The sequence below is a fragment of the Mesorhizobium sp. LjNodule214 genome, from assembly GCF_964252735.1.
In the GTDB taxonomy this organism is placed as follows: domain Bacteria; phylum Pseudomonadota; class Alphaproteobacteria; order Rhizobiales; family Rhizobiaceae; genus Mesorhizobium.
In genome coordinates, this window is record NZ_CAXUPE020000001.1 from 1,860,521 (window position 1) to 1,875,972 (window position 15,452).

The following is a 15,452-nucleotide window of genomic DNA, read 5'->3' on the forward strand; positions in this document are numbered from 1 at the left end:
GCAGGTGCGTCCCTCACCGAGAGGGCCGAGACCATGCTGCCTTAGCTGGGAAGCGTGATACGCTTCGTCTTGCGCGCGGTGCGCCATTCTTCGACTCGCTGCAGGATGACGAAGAAGGCAGGCACGAAGAGAACGGCGAGGCAGGTGGAGGCGATCATGCCGGAAAACACCGTGATGCCGATCGACTTGCGTGCGCTGGCCCCGGCGCCCGTCGCAAACACCAACGGCGCCACGCCGAGGATGAAGGCGAACGACGTCATCAGGATCGGGCGGAAGCGCGCTCGCGCCGCTTCGATCGCCGCATAGACGATCGGCCTGCCGGCGGCGCGCAACTCGCGCGCCACCTCGACGATCAGGATAGCGTTCTTGGCCGACAGCGCAATCAAGAGGATCAGGCCGATTTGCACATAGAGATTGTTGTCGATGCCGAGACCAGTGAGTACCAGCACCGGGCCGACCAGCGACAGCGGTGCGGCAAGCAAGATCGAGATCGGCGCCAGCCAGCTCTCATACTGGCCTGCCAGAACCAGATAGACCAGCAGCAGCGCCATGCCGAACACAAGGTAGATCTGGCTGCCGACGAGCTTTTCCTGGAAGGAGAGTGCCGTCCAGTCGAAGCCGGTGCCGGGGGGTAACGTGTCGGCCGCGGCCGCCTCCATCAGCTTGATCGCGTCGCCCGACGAGAAGCCCTGAGCCTGCACGCCAAGGATCGATGCCGAGGGATAGAGATTGTAGAGGCTGATCAGCGAGGGGCCGACGCTTGGGGTGATGGTCAACACCGTGCCGAGCGGGATCATGTCGCCGTTCTGGTTGCGCACAGTTAGGCGGCCGATGTCCTCGGGCGCCAGGCGGAATTGTGAATCGCTCTGCACATAGATCTGGAATACGCGCCCGAACTTGTTGAACTGACTGACATAGGTCGAGCCGAGATAACCTGCGAGCGTCTGGAAGACCTGGTCCGTGGTCAGCCCAAGGGTCTGCACCTTCTCGCGGTCGAACTCGACCTTGTATTGCGGGACGTTGGAGCGGAACGTCGCCGATGCACGCTGGATGCCCGACTGCGTCGAGGCGGTCCTGGTCAGCGCGTCCGCCGCGTTCTGCAGCTTTGCGAGGTCGAAACTACCGTCACGCAGCTCGATCTGCATGGTGAATCCGGCAGCGTTGCCGATGCCCTGGATCGGCGGCGGCGGCAGCACCAGAACACGTCCGTCCGCCATGTCCGACAGGCTTTTGTTGAGCGTCGCATAGAGCGACGCGAGATCCTCGCCTTTGCTGCGCACACTCCAGTCCTTGAGGATGATGTAGGCAACACCGGCGTTGGCGAGCGTCGAATTGTTGTCGAGGGCCGATAGGCCTGCGATCGTCACCACCTTGTCGACGCCCGGGGTTGCCTTGGCGATGTTCGAAACCTGTTGCAGCGTGTCCTGCGTACGGCCGAGCGCCGCTCCATCGGGCAGCTGAACCGAAGCCAGCAGGTAGCCCTGATCCTCGATCGGAATGAAGCCGGTGGCGACGCGCGACATGCCGTAGCCCGCCGCGCCGATGATCAGCAGCGCAATGACGCCCATCACGGCGCTGTGACGGACCATAGATCCGATCAAGCGGGCATAGCCGTTCTCCGTGCGCTGGTAGATGCCATTGAAGCCTCGAAAGAAGGCATTGCGCTGGTCCAGCGGCACCGGAATCCTCAGCCAGGTCGCGCACTGAGTAGGCTTCAGCGTTGCCGCGTTGATGGCGCTGATCAAGGCTGTTGCTGCAATCACCAGCGCGAATTGCGCGTACATCTGCCCTGTGAGGCCGGGCAAGAAAGCAGCCGGCAGGAACACCGCCATCAGCACCAGCGTGATGCCGATGATCGGCCCGAACAGCGCATTCATCGCCGCGACCGCCGCATCGTGGCCCGACATGCCGCGCTCCATATTGTGCGCGGCTCCCTCGACCACGACGATGGCGTCGTCGACGACGATGCCGATGGCGAGCACGATGGCGAACAGGGTCGACAGGTTGACGGTAAAGCCGAGTACAAGCATCGCCGCGAACGCGCCGATGATCGTCACCGGCACGGTCGTTGCAGGCACCAGCATAGCCCTCCAGTCCTGCAGGAAGATCAGGATGACAATGAGCACGAGCACCGCGGCTTCGATCAGCGTCTTGTAGACTTCGTGGATCGCCTGGCTGACGAAGATCGTGGTGTCAAAGGGGATCGAGTACACCAGGCCCTGCGGGAACTCGCCCGACAGTTCCTTCATCCTGGCCTCGACCTTGCCGGCCACATCGAGCGCATTGGCGCCTGGCGACAGGAAAACGGCCAGACCCGCCGCAGGCTGGCCGTCGAGATTGAAGAACTGCCCATAGGTCTGGGCGCCGAGCTCGACCCGGCCGATGTCGCGCACGCGCGTCATGTCGCCATTGGCGCCGGTCTTGACGATCACGGCGCCGAACTGGTCGGGGTCGTCGAGGCGGCTGGACACTTCGATCGTGTACTGGAAGGACTGGCCGTCGGGCGAAGGCGGCGCGCCGACCTGGCCGGCGGTCACCTGTTCGCTTTGCTGCTGCAGCGCCTGGACGACGTCCTGCGTGGTAAGGCCGCGAACCTGCATCTTCTGCGGATCGAGCCAGACGCGCATCGAATACTGGCCGGCGCCGAACACATTCACGTTGCCGACACCCGGTATCCGCGACAGCTCATCCTTCAGCTGGATGGTCGCGTAGTTGGCGAGATAGAGGCTGTCGTACTGCTTGTCAGGCGACGTCAGCGTGACGATCTCGAGGATTGCGGTCGATTTCTTCTGAACGGTGACGCCCTGCACCTGCACCGCCTGCGGCAGCGATGCCAGGGCGGTGGACACACGGTTCTGCACGCGCACCTGCGCCTGGTCGAGATCCGTGCCGATGGCGAAGGTGACGGTCAGATTGTAGCTGCCATCCGATGCCGCGAACGACTGCATGTAGATCATGCCCTCGACGCCGTTGACCTGCTGCTCGATCGGCAGCGCCACCGTGTCGATCACGGCACGCGCGCTCGCGCCCGGGTAGCGCGTGGTCACCGAAACGGTGGGCGGCACCACGTCGGGATACTGCGCCACCGGCAGGGCAAAGAGCGAGATGACGCCGATGACGACCATGAGGATGGCGATTGCGTTCGCCAGGACCGGCCGCTCTATGAAGAATTTGGAGATCATTGCGCGGCGCCGTCAGTGGCGACCGCTTCCAGCGTCTTCACCTGCGGTTCGATCTTCTGGCCGGGCACGGCCGTCTGCAGGCCGGAGACAAGGACACGGTCTTCCGCCGCGATCCCCTTGGTGATCACGCGCAACGCTCCGACAAGCTGGCCGGTATCAACAGGACGCTCCTCGACGACGTCGTCTTTTCCTGCGACGAGCACGTAGCGGCCTCTCTGGTCGCTGCCGATAGCCCGGTCTGGAACGAGCAGCATATCCGGCTCTTCGCCCAGCGGCACGCGCACGCGCACGAAATAGCCCGGCAGCAGCGCCCGGTCGTCGTTGGGCAGCACAGCGCGGACCGCGAGCGTGCCGGTGGCGGCGGTGACCTCTGGCGCGGCATAGTCCAGCGTTCCCTGATGCGGATAACCGGTCTCGTTTTGCAAGCCGACCTCGGCCGGTATTTTCTTGAGGTCCTGGGAAGCTATTCCCCGCTTGGCCATGGCGGCGCGAATGCGCAGCACGTCCTGTTCCGAGATGTTGAAGTTGACGTAGATGGGAGCGAGCTGAACGATGGTCGCGAGCGTGGTGGCGCTGCCGGCACCGACGAGCTGCCCCGTCGACACTTGGCGGGAGGTGACGATGCCCGCGAACGGTGCCTTGACCTCGGTGTAGCTGAGATTCAGTTGAGCCTGCTTGACGTCGACCGCGCTCTGCTTCTGCTTGGCAATGTCGACGTCCGCCGCCGCGGCGGCCTGGTCGGCGGTCGATTGCGAAATGAACTTCTGGGACAGCAGCTCCTGCTGGCGCTTCAGGTCGGCACCGGACTGCTTGGCGGCGGCATCGGCTGAACCCTGCCCGGCCTGAGCTTGCTCGAGCGCCAGCTGGTAGGTATCGGGCTCGATCAGGAACAGCCTTGTGCCGGCCTTGACCGCGTCGCCGTCCTTGTAGTCGATTTCCTGGATGAAGCCCGAGACGCGCGCAACCAGTGGCGTCGTGTTCACCGCCGCGGCGCTGCCTGTGGCCTCGAGATAGGGGGTCACGGTCTGCTTGACCGGAAGCGCCACGTCTATCTTGGGCGGAGGCGGCGGTACGTAGGCGTTTTCCTGACTGCACGCGGACATCAGCGCAACAGCGGCAAACAAACCTGCCGTTGGCGCGATTCTAAGCGATACGAAAAGCATTTTGCCCCTCTGCAAACTTCTCAGTATATATCGCATCGTTATGAAAGTGAGTTGAACTTACCTAATTTGGAGGGATTTGTCATGCGGATTGCTTTCAGCGTGCTTTTCTTGGCAACTCAACTTGCAGCCAACACGGCGCTGGCGCAGACAGCTGCCGAGCGTGAGGCCTGCCAGGCGGATTTCGAGAATTTCTGCAAAGGCGTGGAGCCGGGCGGCGGCCGCGTCGTCAAATGCCTGTCCGACCATCTCAGCGAGCTGACGCCGGAATGTCAGAAGGTCGTCAAGGCGAACTCGCCGGGATAGGACCGCCGCGATCCTCCGGCATCCTCTGGAGCCGCAGGTGACGCTACTTGTGGGGACTGGAAACGCCGGCCGATGGGATCTGCCGGCTCGCAATGATATTGGCTAAGGTCACACAGGCTTCCCGCAAGATTCGCAGAACGCACAGGACTTCGATGAGTGGTTTCGCACGATCGGTGACTTCTTATGCGATGCCCTTGGCCGCTCTGGCAATGGCTGTCGCGGTCAGAGCCAGCGGGCTGTCGGTGGACCAAGGTTCGCCGAGCGTCAGGATCCTTGTCGGAGCGCTTTCGAGTGCCATCATGTTTACCACCATTTTCGTGGTGCTCGACCACGCCGAGGCGGTGGCTCGGCGTGTCGGAGAGCCGTACGGCACGTTGGTGCTGACTTTCGCCGTGACGGCAATCGAAGTGTCGATCATCGTTTCCATGATGCTGCATGGCGAGAACAACCCCACGCTTGCGCGTGAGTCCGTCTTCTCGACGGTGATGATCACATCTACCGGCGTTGTCGGCACGTGTCTCACGCTTGGCGGCTGGCGTCATCGCAAGCAGGCGATTGTTCGGCAAGGGACCAGCGCATATCTGGCGGTTCTGGTCGCATTGACCGTCATGACGCTTATTCTGCCGACCTACACGCGTACCACCGATCCCGGCACATTTTCAGCAGCTCAACTTGGTTTTGTGAGCGTACTTTCCGTGCTGCTCTATGCAAGTTTTGTGTTCGCGCAGACAGTTCGGCACCGGGACGATTTCATCGAAGGACTGGCACACGACATTTCGGCGCGAACCGCCCCTCACAAAAACATCTCTGCAAGCGCTCTGCTCCTGGTCATCGGGCTGATCGGAATTGTCATGCTCGCCGAGCAAGTCGCCGCAAGCGTCGAAGATGCGCTCGTTGCCTACCAGGTGACCCAGGCTGACAGTATCGTGGGGGCAATGATCGCGGGGTTGGTTTTGATGCCGGAGGCCATTTCGGCGATCCGTGCTTCACTCAACAACGAGCTGCAGCGCGGCTTGAATGTTGCGATGGGTTCGGCCTGCGCGACGATTGGTTTGACAATACCGGCGGTCGCGGCCGCCAGCCTGCTGACGGGAAGGGGGTTAACGTTAGGGCTCCCGGAGGCTGACGCAGTACTTCTGATCTTAGCGCTTTTCATATGCGGCGTAAGCTTTAGTAACGAAAGAACGACGTTCCTGACCGGCATGGTCCATGCTGTCGTATTTTTTACTTATGTATTTTTGATATTTATACCTTGAAGCTTTGGTGCGAGCTGGCAATCGGACGCATGGATGGGACGGCGACCGCTAGAGCAATTCCAGGAAAAGTGCGGTGCGGTTTTCCGTCCGGAATTGCGTAAAAACAAATGCTTAGAGCGGGTCGGCGATTCTATCAAAAGCTGAACCGCTCTAGGAAATCGCTATCCGACTTGCCTGCATCCTCAAAGCGTCGCCAGCCGCGAATTCGGCATGGTCTTTCCATAGGCTCGGCGCAGCGTCGCCTTCTCCTCCAGCGCGACGATGACTCGTGTGGCAAAATCGGTCTTGTACATGTCGGCGAGCGGTGCCAGCCCGCCTGGCGTAAAGACATTGATCTCCAGAAGTTTGTCGCCGACGATGTCGAGCCCAACCAGAAACATGCCGTCGCCGATCAGTTTGGGGCGTACCATCTCGGCAATGCGCAACATCGTGTCCGTTACCTTGACTTTGCGGGCGGTTCCGGCGGCGTGGATGTTGGAGCGGACGTCGCCCTTGGCCGGGACACGGCGAAAGGCGGCGTAGCTGCCGTCGCGCATCAGCGGCAGGCCGTTCATCAGGAAAAGGCGCACGTCGCCAGCCTTGGCCTCCGGAATGTAGACCTGCGCGATGAGATAGCCGTCACCACTGGCGGCCTCGAAAATCTGGTTGAGGTTGGAATCGGTAGGCGTCGCAATATGGAAGACGTTCTTGCCACCCGACCCTTGCAGTGGTTTGACGATGCAGCCCTTCGAGTGTTTGTCGATGAATGCGCGGATCTCGGCAATGCTGCGCGATATCAGGGTCGCCGGCCTGATCGCTTCGGGAAAGGTCTGCAGGTACAGCTTGCTCTGTGCCTGTGCCAGACCGTCCGGATCGTTGACGACGATGACGCCCTGTTCCGCTGCGAGCCGCCCGAACATGATGCCTGCGTTGGCGGCCCATGGTCGATCGGTGCCGTCGAGCGACGGGTCGTTGCGCAGAAACAAGACGTCGATATCGCCTATCGCGAACGTCTTCTTCTGCTTCGTGGCATCCTTCAGGGCAGCATACAGTTTGTCCGGCGTCTTGCAGGGAGCATCAGGCAGGACCGCGACGCTGACAGCCAGGCTGTCATCCGGACGCAGTATGAAGTCGCCTGGTTCGACATAGACAACCGAATGTCCGCGCTGGGTTGCAGCCAGCGCCAGCGTTGTCGTCGTGTAGCCTGGCGTCTCGCTCTCGATCGAATTGACGAAGAACGCAATGCGCATCGGGGATGCTCCCTCAAGTCTCAACCATATCGATCGGATCGATCCCCGCTATCGCTTTCTTGAGCCGCGGACGCGCCGCGTCGGAAGAGAGGAATGCAGGTTCGAGGCGCGGCGCGCGCAGCAAGCCGCGCGCGTTGAGTTCCTGGATTGCGCCGAAATGCGCGGCCGAGATCTTGCCGATCCAGAACGGCGTGAGGCTGCCGCCATTCCTCAGATGATCGAGGACCTGCACCACGCCGCGCAGATAGATGGCGTCCTTTGCCAGGCCTCCGCCGCGAAACACACGCAGAACGACATTGAAGGCGCTGCGGTCGTCGAGACCGAAATCCTCATGGAGAACGCGGAAGGTTTCCTCGAACGTCGCACCATCAAGCATCGCCCGACACGCGATAACCCTGGCCGCGATCAGCCTCAACCGCGCCGCGGTCATGCCGCCGACCAGATATTCCGCCAGCACGGCCAGACCCTCCTGCATGCCCTCATAGCCGGCGAGCCCGTTGCGGAAGATGGCGAGCCCCTGCGCATCGCCGTTGAAATAGGTCAACAGATGGACACCGATCTCGTGACTGAGCAGCGCGGTGAGACGCTCCGGTGGAAGGTTGGTATCGCGCGAAACCAGCAGCAGGTTTCGAGAGACGAGGAGGCCGGCGGGCAGGTCGCCGCGGATCTCCACGGAAGCATCGAAATCGGAGTAGGCGGCGCGGTATCCGGCGATCATGTCTCGTGCGGCTGCGGCGACGGCGTCGGCGCCCAGTCCCTTCTGCCTCGCCGCCGACGCAGCGCGGGGCACCTTTTCGAGAATGGCGCGTGCTCGAGTCGCCAGGCTCGGCTCGACGCTGCCATAGAGTGCTCGTCCGAGTTCAACGAAGCGGGGCGTCTCGCGTGCCGCGAGCATCGACAGTTGAAGATCGAGTTCCTGCTGCTTTTGCGAGAGCAGCGTGGTCAGCAGCGGATCTTCCAGATGATCGAGCGAGACCGAATAGAGCTTCCGCTTCTGGGCGGCGACCTCGAATTCGAGCGGCCTGTAGAGCAATGCGGGGACATGCTCGAAGCCGCCTGCCTGGAATTCCAGCCAGGCCGGTTCGGCGTTGATCGGTGTGACGGCAAGCAGGAAATCGAATGTCGACGCGACGCTGTCGAGTGCCCGGTCGGTGCGCACGACAGCGTCGATGTAGGCGCGCCGCCCCAGCGAACGATGGGTTGCCGGCTGTTCCAGCTTTGATGCCTTCAGGAAGGCGCTGACTGCCTGAAGCGCGGAATCCACCATGTTGGCGACGACAAGGTCGCGCAATTCGGGATAGACGCGTTCGCTGCCCGGCACCCTGTAGATCGGCGCGAAGCGCACCGTCAGGCCCGCCACATTGCCGAGATCATCCGAGAGCCGCGCTTCGCCGCGTGTCGTGGGAATGAATTCGTCGACGCGCGGCGTGCGGTATTTCGCTTCGCGTCCGGACGCGGCGGCGGTGAAGCGCTTGAGCGCCGCTTTCTCCGCCGCGGTGTCGCCGCTGGACAGTGCAATCTCAAAAGGCGGCAGGAACGGTACGTCCTCCGTCAGGAACCGGTCTTCGGCCAACTCGCCGATGTCGATGACAAGGAATGCGCCGCAATGATCGCGCATCCTTCGCGCCACCAGCCGCGCGACCTCGCTGGCGAGGCCGATGTCGGCCGCGATCAGATAGGAGGCATTCGCGGAAACAATTTGGAACGCCGCATCCTGCTGCGATCCGACATGGACGCAGACAAACGGCAGCGGCCGATCGATATGCAAACGGTTGCCGTCGCCAAACTCGCGGCGGATCGGCTTGCCGTCCCGGAAAAGCGCGTCCAGGTCCGCCTCGATCTCCGCCAACGGAGACGCAGCCTCGACGAGCTTCGGCTTCATGTCATGCCCCGCAGCGCAGCCTCGAGAACGGGCACCGTGGACGCCAGCATGGCGCGCAGCCGTTCGATCGCCGCCCAGTCGGGCTCGCCGCTCCATTCATCCATGAAGATCTTCTTGAACTCGACCGCGATGGCACACCCGGTCTCGGGGAAATTGGCATGGACGAAACGGGTCTGCTCGCCCTTGCCCTGGAAAGACACATTCTCGCGCACGTCGATCGGTTCGGCGTTGAAACGCTGGCCGCGCAGCGCCTCCATGAAGGCGTCGACGACCGGCGCCCAGCGCGCGCGGTCCATCGAAAATGTGCCGATATTGATGTCAGGCGCGCCATCTTGCGACGCAGGCACTGCTTTCGGCCCTGCGCGCCGGTGGTTGTAGCTGTGGACGTCGACAAGGACGAACCTGCCGTAGCGCTTCTCGACATCGGCAAGCACACGCTTGAGCTCGCCGTAGAACGCATCGTGAAAGGCGAGAGACTCGCTCACGATGTCTTCGGCCGGTGGCTCTCGCCATACGTCCAGGCCCCAGGACTGGTCCGGCGACCGGTAGACCGCAGCCTCGCGCGCCCGGTTCAGATCGACCTGAAAGCGCGATCGATGAACGATGATCTGGCTTGGGAAATCGGCGATAAGGTGCTCGGTGAAGGGATCCTCCTCCCGCTGCCGGTCTGGGTCGGGGATACACATGAGCGATTGGCAAACGCGCCCGACGTCGGAGCCGCTGTGGATCGCCGTGCCAATGACGGGAGAATCGCCGAGCTTGATTGTCCAGCCTGCCGGTGACCCACCCGGACTATTGTTGAAAATAGGCTTGCTCACCATCCATCGAAATGCGTGGAGAGGGCGGACGGTTCCGGGTCATCACAAAAGCCCGGCGGGCCTGCTCTTGAGCAAAGCCGAGCTTCCACATGGAGACACAACGCCGAAGATGATCCAATACGCCGGCCTCCATCCTTGGGACTGTCGGAAATGGGCGCTTTGCAGTATGCTGTCCTTATTTAGGTGCGGTCGAATTGGCGGCACGAAATGCCTTGCCGCATTGCAAGGGTGAGCGCCCTCGCGTCCGCTCCCCGGCACATGATCATTTTTGAAAGCGTATTTTTTGTCGGGGAACACGGTGGGGGAAATACTTGATTCCGTTGTCGTAGGCGCCGGCTCGGCCGGGCTCGGCGTAAGCTATTTCCTGAAACAGCAAGGGCTCGAACATTGCGTGCTTGAACGAAGCCGCATCGGCGAGACATGGCGAATGCAGCGATGGGACTCGTTCCGGCTGAATTCGTCGAACATACGCTCGATCCTGCCCGGCGATTCCTACGGCGGGCCGGATCCTTGGGGTGCCATAACGCACCACGAATTCGTCGCCTATCTGGAGAGCTACGTCGAGCGGCACCGACTGCCGGTGAGAACCGGGATTCCGGTGCAGGAACTGACAAGAGACGATGGGCACTATCGGGTGGTGACGCCGCAAGGCCCGGTTCGGGCACGTAACGTGGTGATCGCGAGTGGCAATCTGAATTGTCCGGTGCGGCCGCCCTGGTCCGCCAACCTGCCGCCGGCACTTCGCCAGATCGATTCCTCAGCATACCGCAGTGCGGCCGCACTTGACGACGGCGCGGTGCTGGTGGTCGGCAGCGGCCAGTCGGGAGGCCAGATTGCCGAAGGCCTGGTCCTGGCTGGGCGCTCCGTCTTTCTGGCGACCAGCCGAAACGGCCGCTGGGTGCGGCACTATCGCGGCGGCGGCATGCTCAATTGGCTGACCTTGAGCGGTCATTTCGATGCCCGGCGCCAAGAACTGCTCCTGCCATCCGGCAAGGTGCCATCACGCCCGCTAGCCGGCGCGACGCACACCATCAGCCTGCAGTTGCTCAGCGCGGAGGGCGTCGTTCTGCTCGGTCGATTTCTGGGCGTGGACAACGGCAGCCTCATCTTTGGCGATGAACTCGATGACCATATTCGCTTTGCCGACGAGGTCTCTGCAGATGCCAAGCGCCTGGTCGACCAGTATATCGAGCGCACCGGCCTTCAGGCGCCCCCGGCCGAGGACGATCCGGCCGAAACCGTCGAGCCGCGACTGCCGAGGCCACCCATCCGCTCGATCGACCTAGCCGCAAGCGGGATCTCTTCGGTAATCTGGTGTACCGGCTCTACTGGCGATTTCGGATGGGTTGGGTTGCCGGGCGCGCTCGATGCGACCGGTCAGCCCTTGCACGCGGATGGCATAGGCGTCGATCCCGGCATCTACTTCGCCGGTCTCGATTTCGCATCAACGCGGAAATCGGGCACGGTACCCGGTATTGCCGAGGAGGCAGCCCGTCTGGTTGACCATCTCGCAAAGAGATGAGGCGACCTCGGGTTGGATATTGAAGCAGACGAGGCGCCGCGAACCGGCTGCGATCAAGGGGCAAAAGGTGGACGGGCAATGCAACCTGTAGACAGTCCATTGGCTGTTGTCAGATCGGTGCGACCATCGATCGCCGGGCTTAGAATTCTGGACGTCGGTTGCGGGGCCGGCAACTTTGCAGGGCAACTTGCCGCCGAAGGCGCGCAGGGTGGTCGGCATTGATCCGGGCGTGGACGCCATACGGGCTGCCATGGCCGCTGTTCCGCAGGCCAATTTCGTCGAAGGCATGGCGGAGGCTCTTCCTTTCGACACCGCGACATTCGACCTCTGCACGATGATCAATGCGCTTCACCACGTTCCTGAAATGGCGATGCAAGCGGCGCTGCGCGAAGCAGCGCGTGTCGTCAGGCCAAATGGCGTCGTGATCATTGTCGAGCCGTTGGCGACCGGCACCTTCTTTTCCGCCCTTCGATTGGTCGAAGACGAGACCGTTGTCCGGCTAGCGGCGCAACGCGCGATCGAGACGGCCACACGGTCTGGCGTGCTCGTTCGGAGGGCGACGTTGAACTACATTCGTTGCGATGTCTTTCGAACCGTGGACGGCTTTTTGGATCGCATTGTAGCTGTCGATCCGTCGCGACGCGAAACTGTGGAGCAAAACAAATCGGCCGTCAGAGCTGCCGTGCTCGCGGCGGCAGAGCGCGACAGCGAAGGGTCACTGATCTTCGACCAGCCCATCAAGGCGGATATTCTCGAACGCGCCTGATTTGAGTTCCTATTCCGAAGGTCCCCAAGCGACCCAACGCGCCAGGATCGCTTTCCGCGCCGATTGCCGATCTGGGTCTATGCGGCGGCAGCTCAAGCCGCCAGCACCGCCGCGTCCAGCCCGCGAATAATCTTCGCCAGTTCCACGCATTCGTCGTGGCGCACCTTGTTGCGCCGCCAGGCCAGGCAGATCGTGCGCTGCGGCATCGGCTCCTGGAACGGAACGATCTTGAGATCGCGCATGACGCTGGCCGGCCCTGTCGCCATTTCCGGGATCAGCGTGACACCGAGCCCATGCGCCACCATCTGCAGCAGCGTCGTCAGGCTGGTGGCGCCGTAGCTCGCCATCGCCACCGGGCGCACGCTGCCGCACACCGCGAGCGCCTGCTCGCGCAGGCAGTGGCCTTCCTCCAAAAGCATCAGCCGTTCCAGCGCCGGGCTCTCCGGCGGCACAGGCGGCGAGGCGAAGGCCGGATCGCCTGACGGCACGGCGAGGAAAAAGCGGTCGCAAAACAGCTCCTCGCTGACCAGGCCAGGATGATCGAGCGGCAGGGCGGCGATGAAGGCGTCGAGCCTGCCCGAGGCGCTGTCCTCGATCAGCGAGGCTGTCACCGCTTCGCGCAGTTCAAGCTGCAGGGCCGGGAAATGCCGTTTCAGCTCCGGCAGCACATGCGGCAAGAGATAGGGTGCGACCGTCGGGATGATGCCCAGCCGGAAGCGCCCCTCCAAGGCCGGGCGGCCGCGCCTGGCGGTCGTCTCGACGTCACGTATATCGGCAAGAATGCGCTCGATGCGGGGCTGCAGGGCCAGCGCCTCGTTGGTCATCCGCACTGCTTTGCCGCCGCGCTCGAACAGCCGGCAGTTGAGCCGCTGCTCCATCTCGGCGATCTGCGCGGACAGCGCCGGCTGACTGACGCCGGCGAGTTTGGCCGCGCGGCCGAAATGCAGCATCTGCGTCAGCGCCTCGAAATACTGCATCTGCCGGACGGTGAGACCGATCATAAGAAAATCCTATCGAAAAAAATAGGAAAGGCAATTTGTCTTTATCGGCAAGGCGGCCTAGTCTGGAATCGTTCCAGATTGGCGGCTCGAAGCCGCCCGGAAAAAGATTCAGCAAATCGGAGAGTAAAGATGGACGCGAAAACCGATGACAACAGCGCGGGCAAATGCCCCGTCGTGCACACCACCGCTGCCAGGGCCAACCGCGACTGGTGGCCGAACCAGCTGAACGTGCAGGTGCTGCACCAGCAGTCGCCGCTGTCCGACCCGATGGGCGAAGCGTTCGACTATGCCGAGGAATTCAAAAGTCTCGACCTCAACGCCGTGATCAAGGACCTGCATGCCTTGATGACGGATTCGCAGGAATGGTGGCCGGCCGACTTCGGCCATTACGGGCCGCTGTTCATCCGCATGGCCTGGCACAGCGCCGGCACCTACCGTATCGGCGACGGCCGCGGCGGTGCGGGAGCCGGCCAGCAGCGCTTTGCGCCGCTGAACAGCTGGCCGGACAACGTCAATCTCGACAAGGCCCGCCGCCTGCTATGGCCGATCAAGCAGAAATACGGCCGCAAGATCTCCTGGGCCGACCTGATGATCCTTACCGGCAATGTCGCGCTGGAATCGATGGGCTTCAAGACGTTCGGCTTCGCCGGCGGCCGCGCCGACGTCTGGGAGCCGGAGCAGGACATCTACTGGGGTCCCGAAGGCAAGTGGCTGGCCGACGAGCGCTATAGCGGCGACCGCGATCTGCAGAGCCCGCTCGCCGCCGTCCAGATGGGCCTGATCTACGTCAACCCGGAAGGCCCGAACGGCAATCCGGATCCGCTGGCCGCGGCGGGCGACATTCGCGACACCTTCGCCCGCATGGCCATGAACGATGAGGAGACCGTCGCGCTGATCGCCGGCGGCCACACCTTCGGAAAGACCCATGGCGCGGGCGACGCGAGGCTGGTGGGCGTGGAGCCGGAAGGCGCCGACATCGAGCTGCAGGGCCTCGGCTGGGCCAGCACATTCGGCACCGGCAAGGGTGGCGATGCGATCGGCAGCGGCCTGGAAGTCACCTGGACGACGACGCCGACCAAATGGAGCAACAACTTCTTCGACAATCTGTTCGGCTTCGACTGGGAGCTGACCAAGAGCCCGGCCGGCGCTCACCAGTGGACGCCGAAGGGTGGTGCCGGCGCCGGCAGCGTGCCGGATGCGCACAATTCGGCCAAGCGTCATGCGCCCTCGATGCTGACCACCGACCTCGCTCTGCGGTTCGATCCGTCCTACGAGACGATCTCGAGGCGCTTCCATGAGAACCCGGATCAGTTCGCCGACGCGTTCGCGCGCGCCTGGTACAAGCTGACCCATCGCGATATGGGTCCGCGCGTGCGCTATCTCGGCCCGCTCGTTCCGAAGGAAGAGCTGCCCTGGCAGGATGTCATTCCGGCGGTCGATCATGTCCTGATCGACGAGCAGGACGCTGCCGCACTGAAGGCGAAGATCCTTGCGTCCGGCTTGTCGGTGCCGCAACTGGTCTCGGCGGCCTGGGCCTCGGCCTCGACCTTCCGCGGCTCCGACAAGCGCGGTGGCGCCAACGGCGCGCGCATTCGCCTGGCGCCGCAGAAGGACTGGGCCGTCAACCAGCCGGCCGAGCTGGCCAAGGTGCTGGACAAGCTCGAAGCGATCCAGAAGGAGTTCAACGCATCGCAGACCGGCGGCAAGAAGGTCTCGCTCGCCGACCTGATCGTTCTCGGCGGCGGTGCCGCCATCGAGAAGGCCGCCGGGAACGGCGTGACGGTTCCCTTCACGCCGGGGCGCATGGACGCTTCGCAGGAGCAGACAGACATCCACTCCTTCGCGCCGCTGGAGCCGACGGTTGACGGCTTCCGCAACTATGTCAGCGGCAGGCAGCGCCTGACCATCGAGGAAGCGCTGGTCGATCGGGCGCAGTTGCTGACGCTGACGGCGCCTGAGATGACGGTTCTCGTCGGCGGCCTGCGTGTTCTCGGCGCCAATGCCGGGCAGTCGAAGCACGGCGTCTTCACCAGCCAGCCGGCAACGCTGAGCAACGACTTCTTCGTCAACCTGCTCGACATGGGCACGGAATGGAAGGCGGCGTCGGACGCCAAGGATGTGTTCGAGGGCCGCGACCGCAAGACCGGCGAAGTCAAGTGGACCGGCACCCGCGCCGACCTCATCTTCGGCTCGCATTCGCAGTTGCGCGCGCTGGCCGAAGTCTATGCGACGGCGGACGCCAAGGCGAAGTTTGCGAGAGACTTCGTGGCGGCGTGGACCAAGGTGATGAACGCCGATCGCTTCGACCTCTTGGCCTGATCGCGGTAGTC

The 15,452-nt window shown here is 63.0% G+C and carries 11 protein-coding genes; 5 read left to right on the plus strand and 6 right to left on the minus strand.

Going from position 1 to position 15,452, the window contains the following annotated elements; genetic code table 11:
- Positions 1-41 precede the first annotated feature (41 nt).
- Positions 42-3,182: an efflux RND transporter permease subunit gene (locus ACSQ3Z_RS08870; RefSeq protein ID WP_436170916.1), complete on the minus strand. Its 3,141-nt coding sequence runs from the start codon at positions 3,180-3,182 to the stop codon at positions 42-44.
- Positions 3,179-4,345 (minus strand): efflux RND transporter periplasmic adaptor subunit, encoded by a 1,167-nt coding sequence (locus ACSQ3Z_RS08875; protein ID WP_436170917.1) that lies wholly within the window; start codon positions 4,343-4,345, stop codon positions 3,179-3,181. The genes ACSQ3Z_RS08870 and ACSQ3Z_RS08875 overlap by 4 nt, the downstream gene beginning before the upstream one ends.
- Before the next feature lie 81 nt (positions 4,346-4,426).
- Here ACSQ3Z_RS08875 and ACSQ3Z_RS08880 point away from each other — a divergent pair, with 81 nt between their 5' ends.
- Positions 4,427-4,648 (plus strand): cysteine rich repeat-containing protein, encoded by a 222-nt coding sequence (locus tag ACSQ3Z_RS08880; RefSeq protein ID WP_436170918.1) that lies wholly within the window; start codon positions 4,427-4,429, stop codon positions 4,646-4,648.
- A 152-nt stretch (positions 4,649-4,800) separates the two neighbouring features.
- Positions 4,801-5,904 (plus strand): calcium:proton antiporter, encoded by a 1,104-nt coding sequence (locus ACSQ3Z_RS08885; protein ID WP_436170919.1) that lies wholly within the window; start codon positions 4,801-4,803, stop codon positions 5,902-5,904.
- Positions 5,905-6,086: 182 nt separating this feature from the next.
- On the opposite strand, the gene ACSQ3Z_RS08890 is transcribed toward ACSQ3Z_RS08885, so the two are convergent.
- The 3 genes from ACSQ3Z_RS08890 to ACSQ3Z_RS08900 are packed head-to-tail and all read right to left on the minus strand — an operon-like array spanning position 6,087 to position 9,836.
- On the minus strand, positions 6,087-7,133 hold the full coding sequence (locus ACSQ3Z_RS08890; RefSeq protein ID WP_436170920.1) for a glutathione synthetase: 1,047 nt from the start codon (positions 7,131-7,133) through the stop codon (positions 6,087-6,089).
- Between the two features lie 13 nt (positions 7,134-7,146).
- A complete protein-coding gene (locus ACSQ3Z_RS08895; RefSeq protein WP_436170921.1) occupies positions 7,147-9,015 on the minus strand; it encodes a flavohemoglobin expression-modulating QEGLA motif protein in 1,869 nt (622 codons plus the stop codon).
- Positions 9,012-9,836: an N-formylglutamate amidohydrolase gene (locus tag ACSQ3Z_RS08900; protein ID WP_436170922.1), complete on the minus strand. Its 825-nt coding sequence runs from the start codon at positions 9,834-9,836 to the stop codon at positions 9,012-9,014. Before ACSQ3Z_RS08900 ends, ACSQ3Z_RS08895 begins: the two co-directional genes overlap by 4 nt.
- A 295-nt stretch (positions 9,837-10,131) precedes the next feature.
- Between ACSQ3Z_RS08900 and ACSQ3Z_RS08905 the strand changes: the two genes are divergently transcribed.
- Both ACSQ3Z_RS08905 and ACSQ3Z_RS08910 read left to right on the plus strand, forming a co-directional pair.
- On the plus strand, positions 10,132-11,355 hold the full coding sequence (locus ACSQ3Z_RS08905) for a flavin-containing monooxygenase (protein ID WP_436170923.1): 1,224 nt from the start codon (positions 10,132-10,134) through the stop codon (positions 11,353-11,355).
- A 187-nt stretch (positions 11,356-11,542) separates the two neighbouring features.
- On the plus strand, positions 11,543-12,121 hold the full coding sequence (locus tag ACSQ3Z_RS08910) for a class I SAM-dependent methyltransferase (protein ID WP_436170924.1): 579 nt from the start codon (positions 11,543-11,545) through the stop codon (positions 12,119-12,121).
- Between the two features lie 92 nt (positions 12,122-12,213).
- Here ACSQ3Z_RS08910 and ACSQ3Z_RS08915 read toward each other — a convergent pair whose 3' ends face one another.
- Positions 12,214-13,122, minus strand: coding sequence for a hydrogen peroxide-inducible genes activator (locus ACSQ3Z_RS08915; protein WP_436170925.1), 909 nt, complete (start codon positions 13,120-13,122; stop codon positions 12,214-12,216).
- 129 nt (positions 13,123-13,251) lie between these two features.
- Here ACSQ3Z_RS08915 and katG point away from each other — a divergent pair, with 129 nt between their 5' ends.
- Positions 13,252-15,441: a catalase/peroxidase HPI gene (katG, locus tag ACSQ3Z_RS08920; RefSeq protein ID WP_436170926.1), complete on the plus strand. Its 2,190-nt coding sequence runs from the start codon at positions 13,252-13,254 to the stop codon at positions 15,439-15,441.
- The last annotated feature ends 11 nt before the right edge of the window (positions 15,442-15,452 follow it).

Bases quoted from the DNA above. Each gene is read 5' to 3' on its own strand.
- ACSQ3Z_RS08870 (WP_436170916.1), bottom strand. From the start codon at position 3,182: ATGATCTCCAAATTCTTCATAGAGCGGCCGGTCCTGGCGAACGCAATC.
- ACSQ3Z_RS08875 (WP_436170917.1), bottom strand. From the start codon at position 4,345: ATGCTTTTCGTATCGCTTAGAATCGCGCCAACGGCAGGTTTGTTTGCC.
- ACSQ3Z_RS08880 (WP_436170918.1), top strand. From the start codon at position 4,427: ATGCGGATTGCTTTCAGCGTGCTTTTCTTGGCAACTCAACTTGCAGCC.
- ACSQ3Z_RS08885 (WP_436170919.1), top strand. From the start codon at position 4,801: ATGAGTGGTTTCGCACGATCGGTGACTTCTTATGCGATGCCCTTGGCC.
- ACSQ3Z_RS08890 (WP_436170920.1), bottom strand. From the start codon at position 7,133: ATGCGCATTGCGTTCTTCGTCAATTCGATCGAGAGCGAGACGCCAGGC.
- ACSQ3Z_RS08895 (WP_436170921.1), bottom strand. From the start codon at position 9,015: ATGAAGCCGAAGCTCGTCGAGGCTGCGTCTCCGTTGGCGGAGATCGAG.
- ACSQ3Z_RS08900 (WP_436170922.1), bottom strand. From the start codon at position 9,836: ATGGTGAGCAAGCCTATTTTCAACAATAGTCCGGGTGGGTCACCGGCA.
- ACSQ3Z_RS08915 (WP_436170925.1), bottom strand. From the start codon at position 13,122: ATGATCGGTCTCACCGTCCGGCAGATGCAGTATTTCGAGGCGCTGACG.
- katG (WP_436170926.1), top strand. From the start codon at position 13,252: ATGGACGCGAAAACCGATGACAACAGCGCGGGCAAATGCCCCGTCGTG.